Source organism: Rothia sp. 11254D007BW, assembly GCF_053548195.1.
On the sequence record NZ_JBPWPK010000001.1, the window covers coordinates 600,213 to 621,518 of the forward strand.

The window sequence follows — 21,306 nt, forward strand, 5'->3', positions numbered from 1 at the left end:
TTTTGCCCTAGAAACGGGAGCGGATGACTGTCCGCTCCCGTTTTTGTTACGCGCAGTGTGGAATTAATCTAAGATAGTCCCACACGAGTATTTCAGTTTGAGGGGGAATTGGGCATGAGCCGGTCAGAAGAGAGCAGCCAGAAGGATTCTCGCGCAGAGGGTAAGCGGCCGGTTCGCGGGTCGCACCGGGTCATGTCTGCTTCGGGGCGTGTGCCAACCCGCCTGGTATTTGGGCGTGAGCAGCAAGAGGGCCCCGCCCCTCGTTTTTCTCCGGTGCTGGCACCGGTGATTCGCACCGTCAAGAAGTACCACCCCGATGAAGACCTTGAGGTGCTGCAGCGGGCCTTCCAGGTCGCGAACCACTACCACCGGGGGCAGAAGCGCAAGAGCGGGGACCCCTACATCACCCACCCGGTAGCCGTGACGACCATTCTGGCTGAGATAGGTGCTACCGGCCCCGTGCTGGTCGCTGGTCTGCTGCACGATACGGTCGAAGATACCGAGTACACCCAGGAGCAGCTCACTGCTGATTTCGGCTCTGAGGTCGCCTACCTGGTAGACGGTGTGACCAAGCTTGATAAGGTCAGCTACGGCGATAACGCCCCCATTGAGACAATTCGCAAGCTGGTTATCTCGATGTCGCAGGATGTGCGCGTGCTGCTCATCAAGCTGGCTGACCGTCTGCACAATGCCCGTACCTGGCGGTTTGTCTCCGGTGCCTCTGCTGCGCGTAAGGCCGAAGAGACCCTGCAGATTTATGCCCCGCTGGCCCACCGCCTGGGCTTGAACACCATCAAGTGGGAGCTGGAAGACCTCTCCTTTGCCGCTATGAGCCCCGATATCTACGCCGAGATTGTGCGGATGGTGGGCGAGCGTACCCCCAAGCTCGAAAAGTACCTGGCCGAGGCCCGCGTGACGATTGAGGATCGCCTGGCCCAGGTAGGTATTGAGGCCACTGTAACGGGCCGCCCCAAGCACTATTACTCTATTCATCAGAAGATGAAGACCAAGGGTAAGAGCTTCGACGATATCAACGATATTCTGGCCGTGCGCATCATGGTCGAGGACGAGAACGATTGCTACACCGCCCTGGGGCACGTGATGTCCCTGTGGATGGCGGTTCCTGGGCGCTTCAAGGACTACATCAAGCAGCCCAAGCACAACCACTACCAGTCACTGCACATGACGGTGCACGGGCCCGGCGGTCTGCCCCTGGAAATCCAGATCCGCACCTACAAGATGCACGAAGAGGCTGAGTACGGTGTGGCTGCCCACTGGCGCTATAAGGCTGCCTCCCGCGGTGAAAAGGTAGACCTTTCACCCAAGGAACCTAGCACCCAGACCGCTGCCTTCAACATCGGTATTTTGCAGTCGATTTCTGAGATTTCGAACTCCAACCCCGAGTCTGAGCAGTTCTACCAGCAGCTGTCTGAGCGGCTTGAGACCGATGAGATTGTGGTGCTGACTCCGCAGGGTAAGCCCATTAGCCTGCCAGTGGGCTCAACCCCGGTTGACTTTGCCTACGCTATCCACACCGAGGTGGGGGACCGCACCATTGGGGCTAAGGTCAACGGCAAGCTGGTTCCCCTGCACACCGAGCTCGAGACCGCCTCAACGGTTGAGATTCAGACAACCAAGGACGAGAACCACGCCCCGAGCGAGGACTGGCTCAAGTTCGTGCGCACCAGCAAGGCCCGCACCAAGATTCGCCAGCACTACGCCAAGGGCCGCCGCATCGAGGCCATGAACCGTGGCAAAGAACGCGTGGTCAAGGCTATGCGTCAGCACGAGCTGCCCCTGACCAAGATGATGACACCCGAGCTCATGCTGCAGGTCGCCCAGGATCTTCACAAGCACGATGTTGCCACCCTCTACCACGCTGTGGGCGAGAACGAAGTGGAGACCCAGGCCGTCATTACCTCCCTGGTCAACCTCTACTACGGTGAGGACGACGTCGACCAGACCGTTGAACTCGATAGCTTCGACGCCTCCCTGGTATCTAACCGCCGCTCGGTGGGCGATGACAACGGTGTGGTGGTACCCGGTGCCGAGGGTATTCTGACTAAGATTGCCCGTTGCTGCACCCCCGTACCGCCCGACGACATTGTCGGCATCGTCACCCGCTTGCAGGGTATCTCGGTGCACCGTACCGACTGCCCCAACGTACTAAGCCAGGCTGACGACCCCCGCCAGACCGCGGTGGAATGGGCTTCCCACGGTAACTCCGTCTATCGGGTATCGATTCAGGTGGAGGGTATTGACCGTAAGTCCTTGCTCTCCGACACTATCCGAGTCATTTCCGAGGCCGGCTGCAACATCGTGGACGCCAAGGTTCATACCAGCGACGAACGTTTTGTAGTCAACCGTTACACCGTAGAGCTCTCTGACCGCTTTATGCTGGAGCACTTGCTGAACCAGATTCGCAACGTCCCCGGCATCTATAACGCCTACCGTCTGACCGGTTCCCGTCCGCTCATGAACCAACAGGGCTAGGTCCCAGTCGCAAGGGCCCCGCCATGAGCTGGTGGGCCAGATGCTGAGCCCTGAGTAGGGCTGTAGCTTTCAGGTTGATGTGTTCTCGGGCGCTCTGGAGCAGAAGCTCAGGCGTGACGCTGTTGTGGCTATCGAGCAGGATGGCCCTGACGATGGCCAGGTCGCTCTCATCGAGAGAATGGGTGATGATATCCAGGGCTGTCTTGAGGGGCGTGGTGAGGCGAATGGGCCCGATAGTCATGGTGTCGTAGGGGCGTAACTGGGCCTGATGGCTTGCAAAGTTCGCTCGGCAGGGGCGGGGCAGATTGAAGCGGTTATCCCGGTCGTAATCAACGTGCAGGCGCCCCTCCGGTAGCTCGGGCAGGTAGCCCAGAACCCAGGCTGCGGTGGCCCGAGAGTAGCGGATGCGATGGTGGTAGCCTGCCGGGGTGAACAGCCCCAAGCTGGCTGCCCGCATGAGCGGGGTGGGTTCGTCCTCTGGCTCCCGGTAGATGCCGTGATGGAGGTGGACAAGCTGACGTTCCTTGATGAAGGCTCGCCACTGATCTGCGGAAAGTTGCGTGGTTTCTTGGCTATAGAGGCGGACGAGCGCAAGTGGCTCCTGCTGCTGCGGCGCCTCTTCTGCCCCTCGTGGCAGGTAGGAATGGTTGTCGCGGGCGATGAGGTGCAGGGAGCTTGCTGGCTTGTGCGGCACCGGCGCTAAGGGGAAGGGAAGCTCTGAGAGGGCCGTGACTACGTTGATTTGTTCCATGACTACGTTCTAGCACATCAGCGCCGGGTGCAAGAGAAAAATCTGTCAGGCTGTGGATAAGTAGGCTAGCCAGGTAGGCTTATCCACAAAAATCCCCCGTCTACCGGCCGGTAGACGGGGGATTCTGCGTCACAAAGACGTCACAGACAAGTCTGGGGGTTAGGCGCCAAACTCAGCAGAAGAAGCCTTGAGGGTCTCAAGCCACTGCTTGCGGGCGTCCAGGGCTTCCTGGGCCTTCTTGATCTTCTGGGCGTTGCCGCTGGCCTCGGCCTTGGCCAGGTCTGCTTCAAGACCGGCGATGGCGTCCTCCAGCTGGGTCAGCATGGAGTTAGCGCGAGCCTGCTTAGCCGGGTCGGTCTTCTGCCACTTGGCGTTCTCGGCGCGGTGGATTTCGTCCTGAACCTTACGCAGCTCCTGCTCAACGCGGCGCACCGAGTTGCGGGGCACGCGTCCGATGGCTTCCCAGCGATCCAGAATGCCCTCAAGGGCCTTCTTAGCCGCAGCGATATCGGTAACTGGCAGAATGCCGCGGGCCTCTTCCAGCAGGGCTTCCTTAGCCTTCAGGTTCGCCTCAAATTCCTTATCCAGCTCAGCGTTCACCGCGGTGCGGGCATCGAAGAAGACGTCCTGGGCTGCACGGAAGCGGGCCCACAGGGCGTCATCTTCCTTGCGGGTGCCGCGGGGGGCTGCCTTCCACTGGTCCATCAGATCGCGGTACTTAGCGGCGGTTGCTGCCCAGTCGGTGGAGTTCTGCAGAGCCTCAGCCTCAGCGATGAGGGCTTCCTTCACGCGCTTAGCCTTGGCATTAGCCTCATCGAGCTGGGAGAAGTGGGCACGGCGGCGGCGGTCAAAGCTGGTGCGGGCAGCGCGGAAACGCTTCCACAGCTCGTCCTCGATGCTCTTGGCCAGGTGGTGTTCCTTCTGGGTCTTCTTCCACTCTTCGAAGAGCTCGTTCATGCGGGCGTGGGAGTTCTTCCAGTGAATAGCGGAGTCGTCCTTAGCCACGATAGCCTCAGCCTCAGAAACGATAGCTTCACGGGCTTCAAGGGCTGCCTGGCGAGCTTCGGCGCTCTCGGTCTTCTCTGCTTCCTCACGCTCATTGATTTTGCCAACCAGGGCAACCAGGCGTTCCTGCAGGGCGGCGTAGTCGCCCACCATGTTGCGCACAGCAACCTGCTGACCCAGGTGGGCAGCTGCCTTCTGCAGGTCAGCGGCCTTGGCCTTGCGCTCTACGCGCTCTTCGAGCAGGGCAACCTGGGCTTCAAAGTTCTCAAACTTGCGGGCAAAGTAGCCAAGGGCTTCGTCGGCAGATGCGCCGGGTACCTGGCCTACTGCGTATTCTTCACCGTCAACGATAACGAAAACGTGACCGTCCTCGTCCACGCGGCCGAACTTACGGGCCTTGTCGAGGTCTACGTTGAGGGTGGTGTCGTCGGATTGGGTAGTCACCGCTATAACTCTTTTCGCATCAGTAGTGGGGGCGAACCCCCGTTTAAGTAATGAAAAGTGCACCAGACCGGGCCGTATCGATAGGGCTGGTTGCCGATTCGCGAAGAGGCGGCAATAATCTATCGGGCGCAGGTGGCGCAGTTACCAGCATAGCGTGTTTAGGGCGAAAGCGGGTGCAATTACCCGGCAGGTGCGCCTTCGGTCTAGTATTAAAGGGACTGTGCTCTGCTGTGAGACCGCTTGTTTCCCGGGGGCACGTTACCTACTTCGACCGTTTTCAACCGATAAAAGGGGAGCACATGGCTCGCAAACAATCGCTTTCTGGTTTTCCGGAGCACCTGCCCGAGGAACGCCTGGTAGAGAATTTTGTTCTCGATACTTTGCGAGAGACCTTTGAGCTTCACGGTTTTTCGTCGATTGAGACCCGTTCGGTAGAGACCATTGAGCAGCTTCTGCGCAAGGGCGATATTGATAAAGAGGTCTACGCGGTCTCCCGCCTGCTTGACGATGCGGACGAAGCCCGGGGCGGCAAGAAGGAAAAGCTGGCCCTGCACTTTGACCTGACCGTGCCCTTTGCCCGCTACGTGGTAGAGAACGCCGGTTACCTTTCCTTCCCCTTCATGCGCTACCAGATTCAGAAGGTCTGGCGCGGTGAGCGCCCCCAGGAGGGTCGTGCCCGCGAGTTCACCCAGGCCGACGTGGACGTCGTTGGTGACGGTGTCCTGCCCTTCCGCTACGACGTGGAACTGGCCCTGGTCATCGTCGATGCGCTCTCCAAGCTGCCGATTCCCGACTTTAAGCTGCGCGTCAACAACCGCAAGCTCTCCGAGGGCTTCTACCTGGGTCTGGGCCTGACCGACACCGCCGGGGTACTGCGCAATATCGATAAGCTTGAAAAGATCGGTGCGGACGCCGTCGCCCAGCTTCTTAAGGACGAGGTCGGCGCTACCGACGAGCAGGCCGCTGCCGCCCTGAAGCTTGCCAGCATCCGTGCTGAAGATACTTCCTTTGCTGATCAGGTGCGCGCCCTGGGCGTCACCCACGACCTGCTCGAAGAGGGCCTAGCTGAACTGACCGAGGTTATCGGTGAGGCAGCTAAGCGCGCCCCCGGCAAGGTAGTAGCTGACCTTTCCATCGCCCGCGGTCTGGACTACTACACCGGCACCGTCTATGAAACCGTGCTGGTAGGCCACGAACAGCTGGGCTCTATCTGCTCCGGTGGCCGCTACGAGTCCCTGGCCTCAAACGGCAAGAAGACCTACCCCGGTGTGGGCCTGTCCATCGGCGTCACCCGTCTGGTGGCCCGCATCCTGTCCCAGGGCTTTGCCGAAGCAACCCGCAAGGTGCCCACCGCCGTCCTCATCGCCCTCACCAACGACGACATGTGGTCAGGTGCCCAGGACGTCGCCGACGCCCTGCGCACCCGCGGTATCGCCTGCGAGGTCTCAGCCACCGCCGCAAAGTTCGGTAAGCAGATTAAGTACGCCGAGAAGCGCGGCATCCCATTCGTCTGGTTCACCTCAGCGGGGGAGAACGGCGAACTCACCCACGAGGTGAAAGACATCCGCACTGGCGAGCAGGTAGCTGCAGACCCCGGCACCTGGGCCCCGCCCGCCGACGACCTGCACGTGCGCGTGCTCCCTACCGCCTAATTCACACCCGTCCAACCGGTGCCAGGCGCACCACAACACGGTAAAATCGGGAGCAAACTGAACTTAAGACAGTGCCACCCGGTACCGTGCCCCATCGAAAGGAACTCAGTGCTACGCACTCACACCCTCGGCGAGCTAACCGCCGAGAACATCGGAGAAACCGTTACCCTCTCTGGCTGGGTAGCCCGCCGCCGCGACCACGGTGGCGTGGCCTTCGTTGACCTGCGTGACCGCGAAGGCGTCACCCAGGTTGTCTTCCACAACGAAGCCGACTTCGAGCACCTGCGCAACGAGTACGTCCTCAAGGTCGTGGGTGAAGTAACCCGCCGCCCCGAGGGCAACGAAAACCCCAACCTCACCACCGGTGAAATCGAGGTTATGGTCAAGGAGACCGAGGTGCTCAACACCTCAGCCCCCCTGCCCTTCCAGATTGATGAGCACGTTGAAGTGGGCGAAGAAGCCCGCCTCAAGTACCGCTACCTCGACCTGCGCCGCCCCGAGCCTGCCCGCCTGATGCGCCTGCGCTCAGAAGCAAACCGCGCCGCCCGCGAGGTGCTGCACGGCCAGAACTTCACCGAGGTCGAGACCCCCACCCTGACCCGCTCCACCCCCGAAGGTGCCCGCGACTTCCTGGTGCCCGCACGCCTGGCACCCGGCTCCTGGTACGCCCTGCCCCAGTCACCCCAGCTCTTCAAGCAGCTGCTGCAGGTGGGCGGTATCGAGAAGTACTACCAGATCGCCCGCTGCTACCGTGACGAGGACTTCCGTGCCGACCGTCAGCCCGAATTCACCCAGCTGGATATCGAAGCTTCCTTCGTCGACCAGGAAGACATCATCGATCTGGGCGAGCGTATCGTTGAGGCCGTCTGGAACCTGATTGACGTCAAGGTGCCCCGCCCCATCGAGCGCATTACCTACAAGGACGCCATGGAGAAGTACGGTTCGGATAAGCCCGACCTGCGCTTCGGCCTGGAACTCACCGAGTTGACCGACTACTTCAAGGACACCACCTTCCGCGTCTTCAAGGCACCCTACGTCGGTGCCGTTGTGATGCCCGGTGGCGCCTCCCAGGCCCGCCGCACCCTGGACGCCTGGCAGGAATGGGCCAAGCAGCGCGGTGCTAAGGGTCTTGCCTACGTGCTGATCCAGGAGGACGGCGAGCTGACCGGCCCCGTTGCTAAGAACATCACCGACGCTGAGCGCGAGGGCCTGGCTGAGGCTACCGGCGCCAAGCCCGGCGACTGCATCTTCTTCGCAGCCGGTGAGGCCAAGGCCTCTCGTGCCCTGCTGGGTGCAGCCCGCGTTGAGATTGGTCACCGCACCGGCCTGATTAAGGACGGCGACTGGTCCTTCGTCTGGGTGGTGGATGCCCCCATGTTCGAGTCAGCAGCTGATGCAACCGCGTCCGGCGACGTTGCCCTGGGCCACTCAGCCTGGACCGCCGTGCACCACGCCTTCACCTCACCCAAGCCCGAGTACCTGGACTCCTTCGACGAGAACCCCGGCGAGGCCCTGGCCTACGCTTACGACATCGTCTGCAACGGTAACGAAATCGGTGGCGGTTCAATCCGTATCCACCAGCGTGACGTGCAGGAGCGTGTTTTCAAGGTTATGGGTATTACCGAGGAAGAGGCTGCTGAGAAGTTCGGCTTCCTGCTGGAGGCCTTTAGCTTCGGTGCGCCCCCCATGGGCGGTATCGCCTTCGGTTGGGACCGCGTGCTGCAGCTGATCGGTGGCACCGACTCTATCCGCGACGTCATTGCCTTCCCCAAGACCGGTGGCGGCTACGACCCGCTGACCGCAGCACCTGCTCCTATCACTGCCCAGCAGCGTAAGGAAGCCGGCGTTGACTTCAAGCCCAAGAAGGACGACGAGAAGTAACCGCCCTTTCCCGGTAGGTACCATTTAAACCAGAAATACCCACGAACTAGGTGGGTATTTCTGGTTTTTCTGGTCTTTTCGAGGGCAGTTGATAGGCTAGAACCGTCAGCCACCCTCCACACAAAGGAGCCCCCATGCGCGCAGTTCTTCAACGGGTTACCTCAGCGGCCGTCACCGTTGATGGCGAAACGGTGGGCGCAATCGACCGGCCCGGCCTGCTGGTTCTAGTGGGTATAACACATACGGATGGCCCCGCCCAGGTTGCCAAGCTCGCAGAAAAGACCGCCAACCTGCGGCTTTTAGCGGGGGAGCGGTCTGTGCTTGATGAGGGTGCCCCGGTGCTGGCAGTAAGCCAGTTTACCCTCTACGGGGATGCGAAGAAGGGGCGGCGTCCGTCCTGGTCTGCGGCAGCGCCCGGCCCCGCGAGCGAGCCCCTCTTTAATGACTACGTTCAGGCCCTGCGCAACCTGGGGGTAACCGTTGAGACCGGCAGGTTTGGCGCCGATATGCAGGTGAGCCTGACCAACGACGGCCCCGTTACCCTGATTCTCGACACCGATTCTCTCTAAGGTAAGCCCACCGTGGAACCCTCCCTCTTCTTTTTTGACGATTCTCAGCCCGACACCGATAGCGAGAAAATGACGCGCAGCCGGGAGCGGGCTCCGCTGGCGGTGCGTATGCGCCCCCGAAATCTCGATGAGGTGGTGGGGCAGAAGCATCTTCTGGGGCCGGGTTCACCCCTGCGAGTGCTGGCAGGTGAGGGCGGTGGGCCGGCAGGTCCTAGTTCGGTGATTCTGTGGGGACCGCCTGGCACTGGTAAGACTACCCTGGCAAATGTGATTGCCGGGGGAGCCGGGCGCAAGTTTGTGGAGCTCTCTGCTATTACTGCCGGGGTGAAGGACGTGCGCGCCGTCATGGACCAGGCCCTTGAGGACCGCGATTTTCGCGGGCTTACCACCGTGCTTTTTCTGGATGAGATTCACCGTTTTACGAAGGCCCAGCAGGACGCCCTGCTGCCGGGGGTAGAGAACCGCTGGGTGGTTCTGGTGGCAGCAACCACCGAGAACCCCTCCTTTTCGGTCATTTCGCCCCTGCTTTCGCGCTCTATTCTGTTGACCCTGCAGGGGCTGACCGATACCGATATAGCTGAGTTGCTCCAGCGTGCGGTCACGGACCCACGTGGTTTCGCCGGTGTGATTGACCTCGATGATGAGGCATCCGAGCATCTGGTCAAGATGGCAAACGGGGATGCCCGTAAGGCTCTAACCTCTTTAGAGGCGGCTGCTGCTGTGGCTTTTGGCGAGGCTGAGGACGCCGGGGTTGAGTATTCGGTGAACCAGCCATTGCCGGTGACGGCTGAGCACGCAGCTTTAGCTGTTAACAGGTCGGTTGTGCGCTACGACAAGCAGGGGGATCAGCACTACGACGTCACCAGTGCCTTTATTAAGTCGATTCGGGGCTCAGATGTTGATGCCGCCCTACACTATCTAGCTCGCATGATTGAGGCGGGGGAGGATCCCCGTTTCATTGCCCGGCGGCTCATCGTTCATGCCAGTGAGGATATCGGGATGGCCGACCCTACAGCCCTGACTGCAGCGGTGAACGCTGCCCAGGCTGTTCAGCTGGTGGGGCTGCCCGAGGCTCGACTGAATCTGGCCCAGGCAACAATTCACCTAGCATCTGCCCCTAAATCCAATGCTGTCTATCGGGCAATCGACGGAGCCTTGGCGGACGTCCGCGCCGGCTTGGCAGGGCCGGTACCCCTGCACCTGCGCGATGGGCATTACCCGGGAGCTGCTGCCCTGGGGCACGGCAGGGGCTATATCTACCCCCACGATGAAAAGAACGGGGTTGCCCGCCAGCAGTATGCCCCCGATGCACTTGTAGGGAAGGCCTATTACAGACCAACAGTCTTTGGGGCGGAAAAGGAGCTGGGGGAAAGGCTTAAGCGCATTGGTGCGCTACGTAAAAGCTAGAGCGTACAGGCGCAGTTGGTTCAACAGCTGTCATTAGGTAGTACAGGTTGCCTGACTAGACACCCAGTTTAATGGGATTGTGTATGACTTCCACCCAATTTTCTATCTTCTTGCAAATACGTATGTAATTTTGTGTATTATGGTTGTGTTACTTAAAGAAGTTCAAGTGTACTTCTTTAGATTGAACAACACGTCTTGATAACTCGCACTGAAGGTATACACATGACTCACACTATGAGGCTTATTCAAAAGTAGACACGCACCCCACACCCACCAACTAGACAACGGCCCCACCCGCGGCAAAAATATGAGCGTTAAATCTCTACAAATAACCTCAAGCCATACCGGACAAGACCGTTGCTACACCAGCGTACAACCGGCCTCACAGCCACGCAATTCGCCACACTACACACAGCCCTCACCCATCACCTCACCTGGTCAAAACCAGGCGGAAGACCACCAGCGCTAACCCTCACCCAAGCCCTCAAAATCACCCTGCTCTACCACCGCCACAACCTCACCGAAGAACTCCTCGCAGAACTTTTTGCTGTCTCTCAATCGACAGTCTCACGAGCTATCAACACCATCGAAAAGGCCCTGGAGAAGATTCTCACTCCGCTGACTCAGCCTTTGAAAGAAAGCCTCAAAGCACCCGGGTCCTTAGTAGTTGACGGGACTCTGATACCCACGTGGAATTGGCGTTCACTTGGTAAAACAAATTTCTCTGGAAAGCACAAACGAGCCGGATTCAACCACCAAGTCATTTGCACCTTGGATGGAAAGTTGCTGGCTATCACAGACCCGGTGCCCGGGGCCAGGCATGATGCTTACGCCTTCAAACATCATGGCTTGGAAAGATATCTTGATGAGAGCACTGTGGCTGATAAGGGCTATATCGGGTTGGGGTTGGCTACCCCGGCCAGGCGCAAGCCGGGTCAGCGGCTGAGTCGGGAGCAGAGGCGGAATAATCGGGTGCTGAATCGGCTGCGGTCGGTGGTGGAGCGGGTTATCGCTCACATCAAGACTTGGCGGATTCTTCATACGGGGTTTAGGCGGCCGTTGGGGTTGTATGGGCGGGTGTTTGCGGTGGTGCGGGGGTTGGTGTTTTTGGCTGCGGGTGGGACTTTTGAATAAGCCTCTATTAGTCGTCGTTCCCTAACCAAGGGTGCCGCCTGGGCCGCTCCTGCTGTTATAGCCACAACCGCTATTCCTGCTTATGCAGCTTCTTCAACCTCATGCTCAACTACTGCGATTGCTTCTATTGACGCCGCCTTTAAGGAGATGGAGACCTCCACTTTTACCGCCTACTGGACAGAGCCGTCGGTCGGCTTGGCAGACGGCTTTTCTAAGGTGCCCTCGTTTAACATCATTAACAACTCCAGCTACGATGTTGAACTCTCGGGAAGCCAGGGGCTTGTCGTTGAATTTGCTGCTGTGCGCGCCAATGGTAATACGCGTTTACCTAATGGCCCGCTTACTGCAGCAACCTCCTGGGGCGAGACTTCAAGGGTGACTGAAGCTGTGGTTGATGGCCAGGCTGCTCGTACCTGGACATGGACTGCTACCGGAGAAAATCTGGTGGGCAACGCTCGTGGTAATGACAACGTTTCAGATACTAATTTCTCGACCGGAACCAATATCGACGGGATTAAAGTGAGGGCAACCCTAATTCAGGCCCCCGTTATTTACCCCACCCTGTCAAGCATTGCCGCAAAATCAGGACTAGACCTCGCTGCTTGTGACGCCTACTACCAGTCCAAGCTCAGCACCGTGGTTCCTGTAACTATCTCGTTTGCTGGGCCCCTCTTTACCGAAGGGACTGCGATTTGGGGCAACGGTGGCACCACCCACACCCTGTTCGGTGGTGCGACCGCCTGGTCTGTCGGAAGCTCTGTTTGGTCTAATGTTTCGGGTAACTACCGCAGCGATACTTACCCCCCGGGTGTCATCAACAATGCTACCGGCATCAGCAATAACGGTATCTTCTAAAATCCTCGTACTCATCCATAGATTGCAGCCTTGGGATTGAAATTTGATTCCAAGGCTGCACATGGGCTGTAGGGCGAAAGGGCGACATGCAACATGTGTTAAAAAGCACATGGTTGGATGATGGTCGGAAAGTTAGCTCGTTGCATCCTGATGTTTTTAATGGATCAAGTGTGATGCTATTAGGTATATCAATGAATTTGATAAGTCATGCTAGGGGTTATCGCTGATGTGAGGGTAGTTATGGGTACACACAGGATTGCGTGGCTCTTTAACTTTTGATGGAATCTGTTGATGAATTTTCCGTGATAAGCCTCTATGATGGTATTCAGACCTTTCATAGCGGGCAAGTCGCTGGCACTAGGGTGTGCTTGTGCTCTATGAGGTCGTGTCTTTTTCACACTCTCTATGAGGATATAGAACACCATGACTCACAATGTTTCTCGCCGTACCTTGACTAAGGGTGCTGCCTGGGCGGCACCTGCAGTTGTTGCAACTACCGCTATTCCTGCCTATGCTGCTTCGGCAAGCACAAAATGCGATCCGGTAAAAGAGGCTGTTAAAAAAGCGTTTGATGATTATGCAAAGACCCTGCCAGATCTAACAGGTTCAACCCTGCGAATTTGGTTTTCAGCAGATGGGACTGAGAATGGTACCCCGAACGAAGCTAGAATTCGTGGGGAATGGTTGGGTGCTAAGAAACCCTCAACCCGTGAATTCGTCTTCGAGGTCGGTTTCCGAAATGTAGATACCTCGATAGCTGTTAATAATAACTTTGCCGGGCAAAACTGGACTGAAAAAGCAGCTTCCTTTGCTGGCGGGAACTTTTACCTACCTACCCGCTGGGCAGCTAATGGTACATGGGATAGTCGCACTGGGGTCCCGGGCGACTCTGGAGCAAAATATGTTGACCAGATGCCTACTGAGAGGCGAGATCTAGATATTGCATCGTCCTTCATGAATATCCGCTCAGCAGACGGACTCTGGAAAAACGAAGGCACTGTCGCAGGTGAAAACTTAGCTACAGCAAAGGGTTACTACGCTTCTGTTTTTGCGGCATATGATCCTGCTAATGATTTCTACCGTAGGCAATTTGAAAGCAACGGTATTCAGGATTTAATTCGCCTAGGGGCTCGTGGCGGAGCAAGCGGAACTGGCAGGATATATATCTCATGGGGTGTTAGGCCTGTTGGATATGCGCCCTTGTCAATCGAAGAGGTTCGGAAAGCTCTAACAGACCAGAAAATAGCTATCGATGAAAAATGTTTCCAGGAGGCATATGCAGAACAGTACAACCTGTGGATAACTGGTTGCCGAGGTCTAGCTGGTCTGCAGATTTCACTCACCAACTGGGGTCTAACTGGCACTCTGCAGAATACACCTTATTCCTGCGGTAGCGCTGCCTGGGGCTCACCAGACGGTTTTGCATGGTCCCATATTGTTGGTAATACAGCCTCAGTCCCTATTATCGAGGGTGATGCAAAGGCCCTGGCCGGCGGGGGCACCAGCATGGTTAACTTTATTCGTTCAAGAGCCGGTGGCCTGTGGCAGGGTGGGGATACCGCTATTGGTAAGCAGCTTGAATACCGGGACGGTATCTTTTAAGCCTGTCAGTTACTGGAGATGTGCATAACCGCACATATCATTCTCGCCTGCCCGCCGCTGACAAGTGGCGGGCAGGCCTGTATGCTTAAAACTTGGCTGGCAGACTACCCAAAACGCAACGTCCGCCCCGGCAAGGGAGCAGAAACTGATCACCGGGTAGCTCGTAGTACCGAGAGTGCGGCTGCTCTCTACTCTCCACCGCCCAAACCGTGGGCGGCCCACCGGAGGCCAGACCACCAGAACAATGGCACACCCACACCCGTGGGAAACGCTCAGCACACCACCGTATATGCGTTACGAGTCGTGCCAACCGCTAAAGAAAAGGAATACGAACTGTGGCAAACCACAACCGTACCCGCCGTACCGTGCGTCAGTCACGTGCCCTCGGCATCGCACTGACCCCCAAGGCAGAAAAGTACCTCGAGCGTCGTCCTTACGGCCCCGGCCAGCACGGCCGCAGCCGCAAGAAGGCTGACTCAAACTACGCGGTACAGCTGCGCGAGAAGCAGCGTCTGCGCGCACAGTACAACATCCGTGAAGCACAGATGCGCCGCGCCTACCTCGAAGCTAAGCGCATCGAAGGCCAGACCGGTAAGAACCTGGTCGAGATCCTCGAAACCCGCCTGGACGCCCTCGTCCTGCGCTCAGGTTTCGCTCGCACCATCGCACAGGCACGTCAGCTCGTCGTCCACCGCCACATCATGGTAGACGGCATCCGCGTTGACCGCCCCTCCTTCCGCGTCAAGCCCGGCCAGCTCATCCACGTTCACCCCAAGTCAGAGAAGATGGCACCCTTCCAGGTTGCAGCCACCGGCGCACACCAGGACGTCCTGCCCGACACCCCTGCCTACCTGAACGTCGAGATCGAGAAGCTCCACGCAAAGCTCGAGCGCGCACCCAAGCGTGAAGAAATCCCCGTGACCTGCGAAGAGCAGCTCGTGGTTGAATACTACTCACGCCTGGCCTAATCACGCCAAGCTTAACCAGCCCGCCCACCTGCACCCACACGGGAACAGGGGAGCGGGCTGGCTCCTTAATGCCGTGTAAAGTAAGATTGTTATCAAATCGTGTCCTTTAACAGCCGGGTAACTCGGCAGAAAGCAGGAAAGCCGTGAGCGGAGCAGATATCGCGGGCCTCATAGCCGCAGGCGTATTCGCCATCCTGGTAGCCCTGCTAGCCCTACCTATCATCAAACTCGGCAAGGTCTTCGACGAGCTCACCGCAACCATTCGGTCCCTCAACAATGAGACCACCCCGCTGATTGGTGAAGTCACCAAGACTGTGGCCAGCACTAACGCCCAGATTGAAAAAGTCGATAGCATCACCAGCAACGTTTCGGATGCCTCAGCTAACGTATCTGCCCTCTCTTCTCTGGTTACTTCCACAGTAGGTCAGCCCCTGATTAAGGTTGCAGCCTTCTCTCACGGTATCCGCAAGGCTGTAAAGGGGGACGGCGCAGCTGCAACCGGTTCACGCCCGGCACCCTCAACCACCGCAGGGCAGGAGCGCCCCGGAACCTCACCCGAAGGCCACTAAATGGGACTGCTCAAAAACGTACTCCTCATAGCGGGCGGAGCCGCCGCAGGCTACCTTGCCTCACGCTCCCGCACCTCAGCACCGGCGTCCACCGACCTTGAAGTCTCAGCGAATCATCCCCTGCAGCGCTTCACAGCAGAAGGTAGCACCATGGCTCAATTCTTTGACTCAAAATACGGCGCCCCCTTCAAGGGTGCAGCCCTCAAGGCCATCGGCTTCGCCGCGACCGTCAAAGCGGGCATGGACGAAAAAGAAGCAGAACTCAAAGACCGCTTCGACGCCCAGACCAAGGACGACCGCCCTGGCTCCCTCGACACCTGGCAGCAGGACAGCGAGCCCCAGCATCTAGAGGGCGACCAGCTCATCGAATCTGTTGCCCTGCCCCCGGCCGGAAACCTGGCAGAACAAGAAGCCGATATCAGGCGCCGCCTAGAGCGCGATGCCGAACTCGGCAAAGACTTCTTCGCCTAAGCGAACCACCCCAAGATTTACTACCAACCGAAGGAAGAAAGCCTCGATGCTCTCACAGGAAATCTCAAAGCGCTGGATCGAATTCTTCGAAAAGCGCGGGCACACCGTAGTACCCTCTGCGTCACTGGTCTCACACGAACCCGGTGCAATGTTCACCATCGCGGGCATGGTGCCCTTCATTCCCTACTTCCTGGGCCGTGAAACCCCCAAGTTCTCCCGTGCAGTGAGCGTGCAGAAGTGCATCCGCACCCTCGACATTGAAGAGGTGGGTAAGACCGCCCGTCACGGTACCTTCTTCCAGATGGCCGGTAACTTCTCCTTCGGTGACTACTTCAAGAAAGAAGTCATCCCCTGGGCCTACGAGCTGCTGACCTCATCCATCGAAGACGGCGGTTACGGCCTTGACCCCGAGCGCCTCTGGGTTACCGTCTACGAGGGCGACGACGAAGCCTACGATATCTGGGTCAACGACGTAAAGTTCCCCGCTGAGCGCATCCAGAAGATGGGCATGGCAGAGAACTACTGGTCCACCGGCCAGCCCGGCCCCGCTGGCCCCGACTCCGAAATCTTCTACGACCGCGGCCCCGAGTACGGTAAAGAAGGCGGCCCCGCAGCAGATGACGACCGCTACATCGAAATCTGGAACCTGGTCTTCATGCAGTACCAGCGCGGTGAAGGTACCGGCAAGGACAGCTTCGAGATTCTGGGTGACCTGCCCAAGAAGAACATCGACACCGGCCTGGGCGTAGAGCGCCTGGCCATGCTGCTACAGGGCGTAGAGAACTTCTACGAAACCGACCAGGTGCGCCCCGTCCTCGATGCCGCAGCCAAGCTCTCCGGCAAGAAGTACCACGGCTCCGAAAACGCCAACGACGAAGGCTACGAAGACGACGTGCGCATGCGCGTAGTAGCCGACCACATCCGCTCTTCTCTCATGCTCATTGCAGACGGTGTAACCCCCTCCAACGAGGGCCGCGGGTACATCCTGCGCCGCCTGATGCGCCGCGCTATCCGCGCCATGCGCCTGCTGGGCGTCACCGAGCCCTGCCTGCCCGTCCTTTTCCCCGCTTCTAAGGACGCCATGGCTGGTGCCTACCCCTACGTAGCCGAAGACTTCGAGCGCATCTCCCGCATCGCCTACGCCGAAGAGAAGGCCTTCCTCAAGACCATCGAATCAGGCACCACCCGCCTGGAAGAGGCTGTTGCCTCAGCCAAGGCCTCTGGTAAGGGCGAAGTCTCAGGTGCAGACGCCTTCGCCCTGCACGACACCTACGGTTTCCCCATCGACCTGACCCTCGAAATGGCCGAAGAAGCCGGCGTGAAGGTGGACGAAGCCCAGTTCCGTGCCCTCATGGAAGAACAGCGCCACCGCGCCCAGGCCGACGCTAAGGCCAAGAAGGGCGGCATGGCCGACCTCTCAGTCTTCCGCGAACTGGCCGACGAACGAGGCTCCATCTTCACCGGCTACGACGAGCTGCGCACCGAAACCACCCTGCGCGCTATCCTGGTCGACGGTGTTTCCGTCCCCGCGGCGTCCGCTGGCCAGAAGATTGAAGTAGTGCTCGACGAAACCCCCTTCTACGCTGAGGCCGGTGGCCAGGCAGCAGATACCGGTGTCATCACCGGCAACGGCTTCACCATTGACGTGTCAGACGTCCAGCAGCCCGTCAAGGGTCTCTCTGTGCACCGCGCGGTTGTGCGCGAGGGTGAAGTTGTCGCAGGTACCCCCGTTGTTGCCCAGGTTGACGTACAGCGTCGCCGGGACGGCGAAAAGGCCCACTCCGGTACCCACATCATCCACGCAGCCCTGCACCAGGTACTCGGTAACGAGGCAACCCAGCGCGGCTCCTTCAACAAGGAAGGCTACCTGCGCTTCGACTTCGCCTGGAGCGAGGGTCTCTCCGACGCCGCCAAGCAGGAAGTTGAAGAGGTCGCTAACACCGCTATCCGCGACAACTTCCAGACCATTACCCGCGAAATGCCGCTGGACGAAGCCAAGAAGCTCGGCGCCATGAGCCTCTTCGGCGAAAAGTACGGCGACATCGTGCGCGTGGTCGAAATGGGCGGCGACTTCTCCCGCGAACTCTGCGGTGGTACCCACGTCGGTTCAACCGCTCAGATCGGTTCGCTGACCCTGCTCACCGAGCAGTCTGTCGGTTCAGGTAACCGTCGCGTTGAAGCTCTAGTCGGCCTAGACTCCTTCAACCACCTGGCTGCCGAGCGTACCCTGGTCAACCAGCTGACCGGTCTGATGAAGGTACAGTCCTCCACCGAACTGCCCGAGAAGATCAACCAGACCCTGACCAAGCTCAAGGAAACCGAGAAGGAACTGGCTAAGCTTCGCAAGGAAAAGCTGCAGGCTGAGGCCGGTAAGCTGACCGAAACCGCCCAGATGGTGGGCTCCATCCGCACCATTCTGCACAACGCAGGGGAGCTTGACGCCAACGCCGTGCGCGAACTGGCCCTTGACCTGCGCTCTCGCCTGGGTGAAGAGGCCGCTACCGTAGCTGTTGCCGGTGTAAACAATGGTCGTCCCGTTGTTCTGGTTGCTACCAACCAGGCTGCCCGCGATGCTGGTGTCAAGGCGGGTGCCCTCGTCCGCGTCGCTGCCGGTGTACTCGGCGGTGGCGGTGGCGGTAAGGACGACGTCGCCCAGGGCGGTGGCCAGGACGCCACCAAGATCGACGAAGCTTTCACCGCTATCCGATCCACCATTTCAGAGCTGGGAGCCTAACCCAGTGACCTTCACCAGAGGCCGCCGCATGGGAGTCGATGTGGGCAACGCCCGCGTCGGCCTAGCCCTGTGCGACCCCGACGGCATACTCGCAACTCCCCTTAAAACCCTCCGCCGCGATCTGAAAAAGAACTCTGACCGGCGGGTGCTTCGTAAACTCATCGAGGTTAACGAAGTTACCGAAGTCTTTGTGGGGCTGCCCAAGACCATGCGCGGGGGAGAGAGCCCCTCAACCCTCATGGCCCGCGAGTATGCCGAGGCTCTGGTGCAGGAACTTGCTGCTGACGATGCCTCCGTGCCCGTGTGGCTGGTCGATGAGCGACTCACCACGGTGAGCGCCCACCGCTCGCTCCACGAGGCCGGAGTATCGAGCAGAGAATTCAAGACCATGGTCGACCAGGTTGCTGCCGTCAACATCCTGCAGCATGCCGTTGACACCCTCAAAGCCGGCCAACACCTGGCTGGCTACCGCGTTGAGCTTACGCCCCCTCACGATGAGCCTGCCCCCAGAACCTCCAACGACGAAACGGAGAACCCGAATGTCTGAGAACTCGAGTTCTAGCCGCCCGCCGCATCGCCCTACCAAGAACCAGCAGACCGACCTTGATGGTCTGCTGGGCTCAACCGAAGACGGGGCTAACGGTGGGTTCTTCACCGCCGTTGAAGAAGACGAATATTCGCGTGACGACCGGGACCGCACCCGCCGCCGCTCCCGCAACTTCGTGATATCAGCTGGCCTGGTATTTGCGGTAGCCCTGGTGCTGGTCGTATCGATTCTGGCCCCCCAGTACGGCTGGTTCGAACGTAAGGATTACGCGGGCGAGGGCAACGGCACCGAAGTCACCTTCACTATTCCCGAGGGCGCATCGGCTATTAGCATCGCTAACTCTCTGGAAGAGCAGGGCATCATTGCAAACGCCGACCGTTTCTTGCAGGAGTACTCAGATAAAGGCCAGGACCAGTTCTTCCAACCCGGTGAGTACACAATGCAGGAAGAAATGAGCAGCGCTGCTGCTCTGGGTGAGCTCCTGCGTTTTGACGAAGCCAACACCAACTACGTGGCGGTTGCCCGTACCTGGCGTATGGATAAGACCTTTGAAGCTCTTGCTACGGGCACCGGTATTAGCGCCCAAGAGTTCAAGGCATTATCAACCGACCCCACCCGCTTCGGTATTCCTTCACAGTTCCCCACGATTGAGGGCTTCCTCTTCCCGGGCGAATACCGCTTCCCCAAGGACGCCGGTGCTGAAGAAATCCTGCAGATGATGGTTGATAACACCTTCAACGCTCTAGAAGAGGCCGGTGTTTCTGGCGATGACCGAATCTTCCACGTGATTACCGTTGCCTCAATCCTGGAGTTCGAAGGTCGCGAGGCTGACTACTACCCAATTGCCGGTGCTATCGAGAACCGCCTGAATAACCCAGATGGCGAAACCAGCGGCTACCTACAGTCAGACGCAACCGTAGCCTACGGTCTGGGCATTCAGAGCTACCATATCTCTAATGAACAGAAGCAGGACGCCAGCAACAAGTACAACACTTTCTACTACAAGGGCCTACCCGAAGGTCCTATCGGTTCACCCGGTCTAGCGGCTATTAAGGCAGCTGCCAACCCTGAGAAGAACGATTACTACTTCTGGGTCACCGTTGATCTCTTCACCGGTGAGACCCTCTTCGCTAAGACCTACGAAGAGCACCTGAAGAATGTTGAAGTATACGATGAATTCTGTAAAGCTCACGAGGGTGTCTGCTCCTAATGAGTAAGCAGGTTACCGAGTGCCCCAAGGCTTATGTCTTGGGGCACCCCATTAAGCACAGTAAATCACCCCTGCTGCACCTGGCCGCTTACCGGGCTATGGGGCTTGAGATGGGCTACGACCGGCTAGATACTCGCGAGGACCAGCTGGCCGACGTTTTTGCCCGCTACACTCCTGAGCGGGGCACCCGCGGCTTTTCTGTCACCATGCCGCTGAAATCAGCGGTCAAAGAGCAGCTGGACTATCTGACCCCGTTTGCCCAAGCGGTCGGTGTGGTCAATACCGCCTACTGGAAGCACGAAACTGATGGCCGGCTGGTCTCCTGGGGCGATAACACCGATGTGTCGGGTATCGTCAATGCCCTGCGCCAGGCCGGTTTCGTCGGCAAGCCTGCTCGTGCTGCGATTATTGGTGGCGGTGGTACCGCTACCGCAGCCCTCGCTGCCCTGCGCGCCATGGGGGCGGAGGGCGTCCGCGTCTTTGTGCGCGACGCTAGCCGGGCTCAGGGGGTTGCGGACGCCGCCACCCGTCTGGGCCTGCACCTTGACTTCCTGCCCATCGATAGCTTCGCTAAGAGCTACGCGGAATTCGATGTGACCGTCTGTACCCTTCCTGCAGGAGCAGCCGACGGACTGCTGGCTACCGCAGAACAGGGTGAATCTGCGGGTTACCTGCTGGATGTCTCCTATGACCCCTGGCCCTCGGTTCTAGCGGGGGAGTGGGAATCTCGCGGGGGTGCCGTGACCAGCGGCCTTGAGATGCTGATGTACCAGGCGGTAGACCAGGTCAAGCTCTTTACCGGCCACGATAGGAGCCGCCCCCTACCCCGGCAGGAAGAAGTGCTCACCGCCATGCGTCAGGCGGTAGGGCTACCCATTACAGGCTTTGATCCCGAATCGGTAAACGAGTCAGCTTGGCTCACTCGCTGAGACTATTCGTACCGAATCGTGAAGTAGCGGTTTGCTATCGACCGCTATTTTTGGAAATCTTAGAACACAAGACCCACAGGCAAAC

The 21,306-nt window shown here is 58.8% G+C and carries 17 protein-coding genes; 15 read left to right on the forward strand and 2 right to left on the reverse strand.

Features of this window, described 5'->3' with window-relative positions:
- Positions 1–114 precede the first annotated feature (114 nt).
- A complete protein-coding gene (locus ACEE43_RS02790; protein ID WP_449107130.1) occupies positions 115–2,493 on the forward strand; it encodes a RelA/SpoT family protein in 2,379 nt (792 codons plus the stop codon).
- Here ACEE43_RS02790 and ACEE43_RS02795 read toward each other — a convergent pair.
- Together ACEE43_RS02795 and ACEE43_RS02800 are read right to left on the reverse strand one after the other, a co-directional pair.
- Positions 2,474–3,244 (reverse strand): hypothetical protein, encoded by a 771-nt coding sequence (locus tag ACEE43_RS02795; RefSeq protein ID WP_449107131.1) that lies wholly within the window; start codon positions 3,242–3,244, stop codon positions 2,474–2,476. The genes ACEE43_RS02790 and ACEE43_RS02795 overlap by 20 nt on opposite strands.
- A gap of 159 nt (positions 3,245–3,403) precedes the next feature.
- Complete coding sequence (locus ACEE43_RS02800; protein ID WP_237242207.1) at positions 3,404–4,693, reverse strand: DUF349 domain-containing protein; 1,290 nt, start codon at positions 4,691–4,693, stop codon at positions 3,404–3,406.
- Positions 4,694–4,992: 299 nt separating this feature from the next.
- On the opposite strand from ACEE43_RS02800, the gene hisS reads away from it, so the two are divergent.
- From hisS to ACEE43_RS02870, 14 genes are all read left to right on the forward strand, one after another.
- The gene (hisS, locus tag ACEE43_RS02805; protein WP_449107132.1) at positions 4,993–6,345 is read left to right on the forward strand and encodes a histidine--tRNA ligase; all 1,353 of its coding nucleotides are present in this window, start codon (positions 4,993–4,995) and stop codon (positions 6,343–6,345) included.
- Between the two features lie 108 nt (positions 6,346–6,453).
- Positions 6,454–8,226, forward strand: coding sequence for an aspartate--tRNA ligase (aspS, locus tag ACEE43_RS02810; RefSeq protein ID WP_449107133.1), 1,773 nt, complete (start codon positions 6,454–6,456; stop codon positions 8,224–8,226).
- Positions 8,227–8,360: 134 nt separating this feature from the next.
- On the forward strand, positions 8,361–8,795 hold the full coding sequence (gene dtd, locus ACEE43_RS02815) for a D-aminoacyl-tRNA deacylase (protein ID WP_449107134.1): 435 nt from the start codon (positions 8,361–8,363) through the stop codon (positions 8,793–8,795).
- A 69-nt stretch (positions 8,796–8,864) separates the two neighbouring features.
- Positions 8,865–10,202, forward strand: coding sequence for a replication-associated recombination protein A (locus tag ACEE43_RS02820; protein ID WP_449107140.1), 1,338 nt, complete (start codon positions 8,865–8,867; stop codon positions 10,200–10,202).
- A gap of 357 nt (positions 10,203–10,559) precedes the next feature.
- Positions 10,560–11,336 (forward strand): transposase, encoded by a 777-nt coding sequence (locus ACEE43_RS02825; RefSeq protein WP_237187077.1) that lies wholly within the window; start codon positions 10,560–10,562, stop codon positions 11,334–11,336.
- 147 nt (positions 11,337–11,483) lie between these two features.
- The gene (locus ACEE43_RS02830) at positions 11,484–12,191 is read left to right on the forward strand and encodes a hypothetical protein (RefSeq protein ID WP_449106836.1); all 708 of its coding nucleotides are present in this window, start codon (positions 11,484–11,486) and stop codon (positions 12,189–12,191) included.
- Between the two features lie 423 nt (positions 12,192–12,614).
- Entirely contained in the window at positions 12,615–13,793 is a 1,179-nt protein-coding gene (locus ACEE43_RS02835) for a hypothetical protein (RefSeq protein ID WP_449106837.1), read from the forward strand.
- Positions 13,794–14,128: 335 nt separating this feature from the next.
- Positions 14,129–14,761, forward strand: a complete 633-nt coding sequence (gene rpsD, locus ACEE43_RS02840; RefSeq protein ID WP_083091092.1) for a 30S ribosomal protein S4 — start codon at positions 14,129–14,131, stop codon at positions 14,759–14,761.
- A 143-nt stretch (positions 14,762–14,904) separates the two neighbouring features.
- Positions 14,905–15,330 carry a DUF948 domain-containing protein gene (locus ACEE43_RS02845; protein WP_449106838.1) on the forward strand — a complete coding sequence of 142 codons (426 nt, stop codon included), beginning with the start codon at positions 14,905–14,907 and terminating at the stop codon, positions 15,328–15,330.
- Positions 15,331–15,801 carry a peptide chain release factor 4 gene (locus ACEE43_RS02850; protein ID WP_449106839.1) on the forward strand — a complete coding sequence of 157 codons (471 nt, stop codon included), beginning with the start codon at positions 15,331–15,333 and terminating at the stop codon, positions 15,799–15,801.
- Between the two features lie 46 nt (positions 15,802–15,847).
- The gene (alaS, locus tag ACEE43_RS02855) at positions 15,848–18,535 is read left to right on the forward strand and encodes an alanine--tRNA ligase (protein WP_449106840.1); all 2,688 of its coding nucleotides are present in this window, start codon (positions 15,848–15,850) and stop codon (positions 18,533–18,535) included.
- 28 nt (positions 18,536–18,563) lie between these two features.
- Positions 18,564–19,082 carry a Holliday junction resolvase RuvX gene (gene ruvX, locus ACEE43_RS02860; RefSeq protein WP_185174790.1) on the forward strand — a complete coding sequence of 173 codons (519 nt, stop codon included), beginning with the start codon at positions 18,564–18,566 and terminating at the stop codon, positions 19,080–19,082.
- Complete coding sequence (gene mltG / locus ACEE43_RS02865; protein ID WP_449106841.1) at positions 19,075–20,292, forward strand: endolytic transglycosylase MltG; 1,218 nt, start codon at positions 19,075–19,077, stop codon at positions 20,290–20,292. Before ruvX ends, mltG begins: the two co-directional genes overlap by 8 nt.
- Positions 20,292–21,221 carry a shikimate dehydrogenase gene (locus ACEE43_RS02870; protein ID WP_449106842.1) on the forward strand — a complete coding sequence of 310 codons (930 nt, stop codon included), beginning with the start codon at positions 20,292–20,294 and terminating at the stop codon, positions 21,219–21,221. The genes mltG and ACEE43_RS02870 overlap by 1 nt, the downstream gene beginning before the upstream one ends.
- Positions 21,222–21,306 lie beyond the last annotated feature (85 nt).

Bases quoted from the DNA above. Each gene is read 5' to 3' on its own strand.
- ACEE43_RS02790 (WP_449107130.1), top strand. From the start codon at position 115: ATGAGCCGGTCAGAAGAGAGCAGCCAGAAGGATTCTCGCGCAGAGGGT.
- ACEE43_RS02795 (WP_449107131.1), bottom strand. From the start codon at position 3,244: ATGGAACAAATCAACGTAGTCACGGCCCTCTCAGAGCTTCCCTTCCCC.
- hisS (WP_449107132.1), top strand. From the start codon at position 4,993: ATGGCTCGCAAACAATCGCTTTCTGGTTTTCCGGAGCACCTGCCCGAG.
- dtd (WP_449107134.1), top strand. From the start codon at position 8,361: ATGCGCGCAGTTCTTCAACGGGTTACCTCAGCGGCCGTCACCGTTGAT.
- ACEE43_RS02820 (WP_449107140.1), top strand. From the start codon at position 8,865: ATGACGCGCAGCCGGGAGCGGGCTCCGCTGGCGGTGCGTATGCGCCCC.
- ACEE43_RS02830 (WP_449106836.1), top strand. From the start codon at position 11,484: ATGGAGACCTCCACTTTTACCGCCTACTGGACAGAGCCGTCGGTCGGC.
- ACEE43_RS02835 (WP_449106837.1), top strand. From the start codon at position 12,615: ATGACTCACAATGTTTCTCGCCGTACCTTGACTAAGGGTGCTGCCTGG.
- ACEE43_RS02850 (WP_449106839.1), top strand. From the start codon at position 15,331: ATGGGACTGCTCAAAAACGTACTCCTCATAGCGGGCGGAGCCGCCGCA.
- alaS (WP_449106840.1), top strand. From the start codon at position 15,848: ATGCTCTCACAGGAAATCTCAAAGCGCTGGATCGAATTCTTCGAAAAG.
- ruvX (WP_185174790.1), top strand. From the start codon at position 18,564: ATGGGAGTCGATGTGGGCAACGCCCGCGTCGGCCTAGCCCTGTGCGAC.
- mltG (WP_449106841.1), top strand. From the start codon at position 19,075: ATGTCTGAGAACTCGAGTTCTAGCCGCCCGCCGCATCGCCCTACCAAG.
- ACEE43_RS02870 (WP_449106842.1), top strand. From the start codon at position 20,292: ATGAGTAAGCAGGTTACCGAGTGCCCCAAGGCTTATGTCTTGGGGCAC.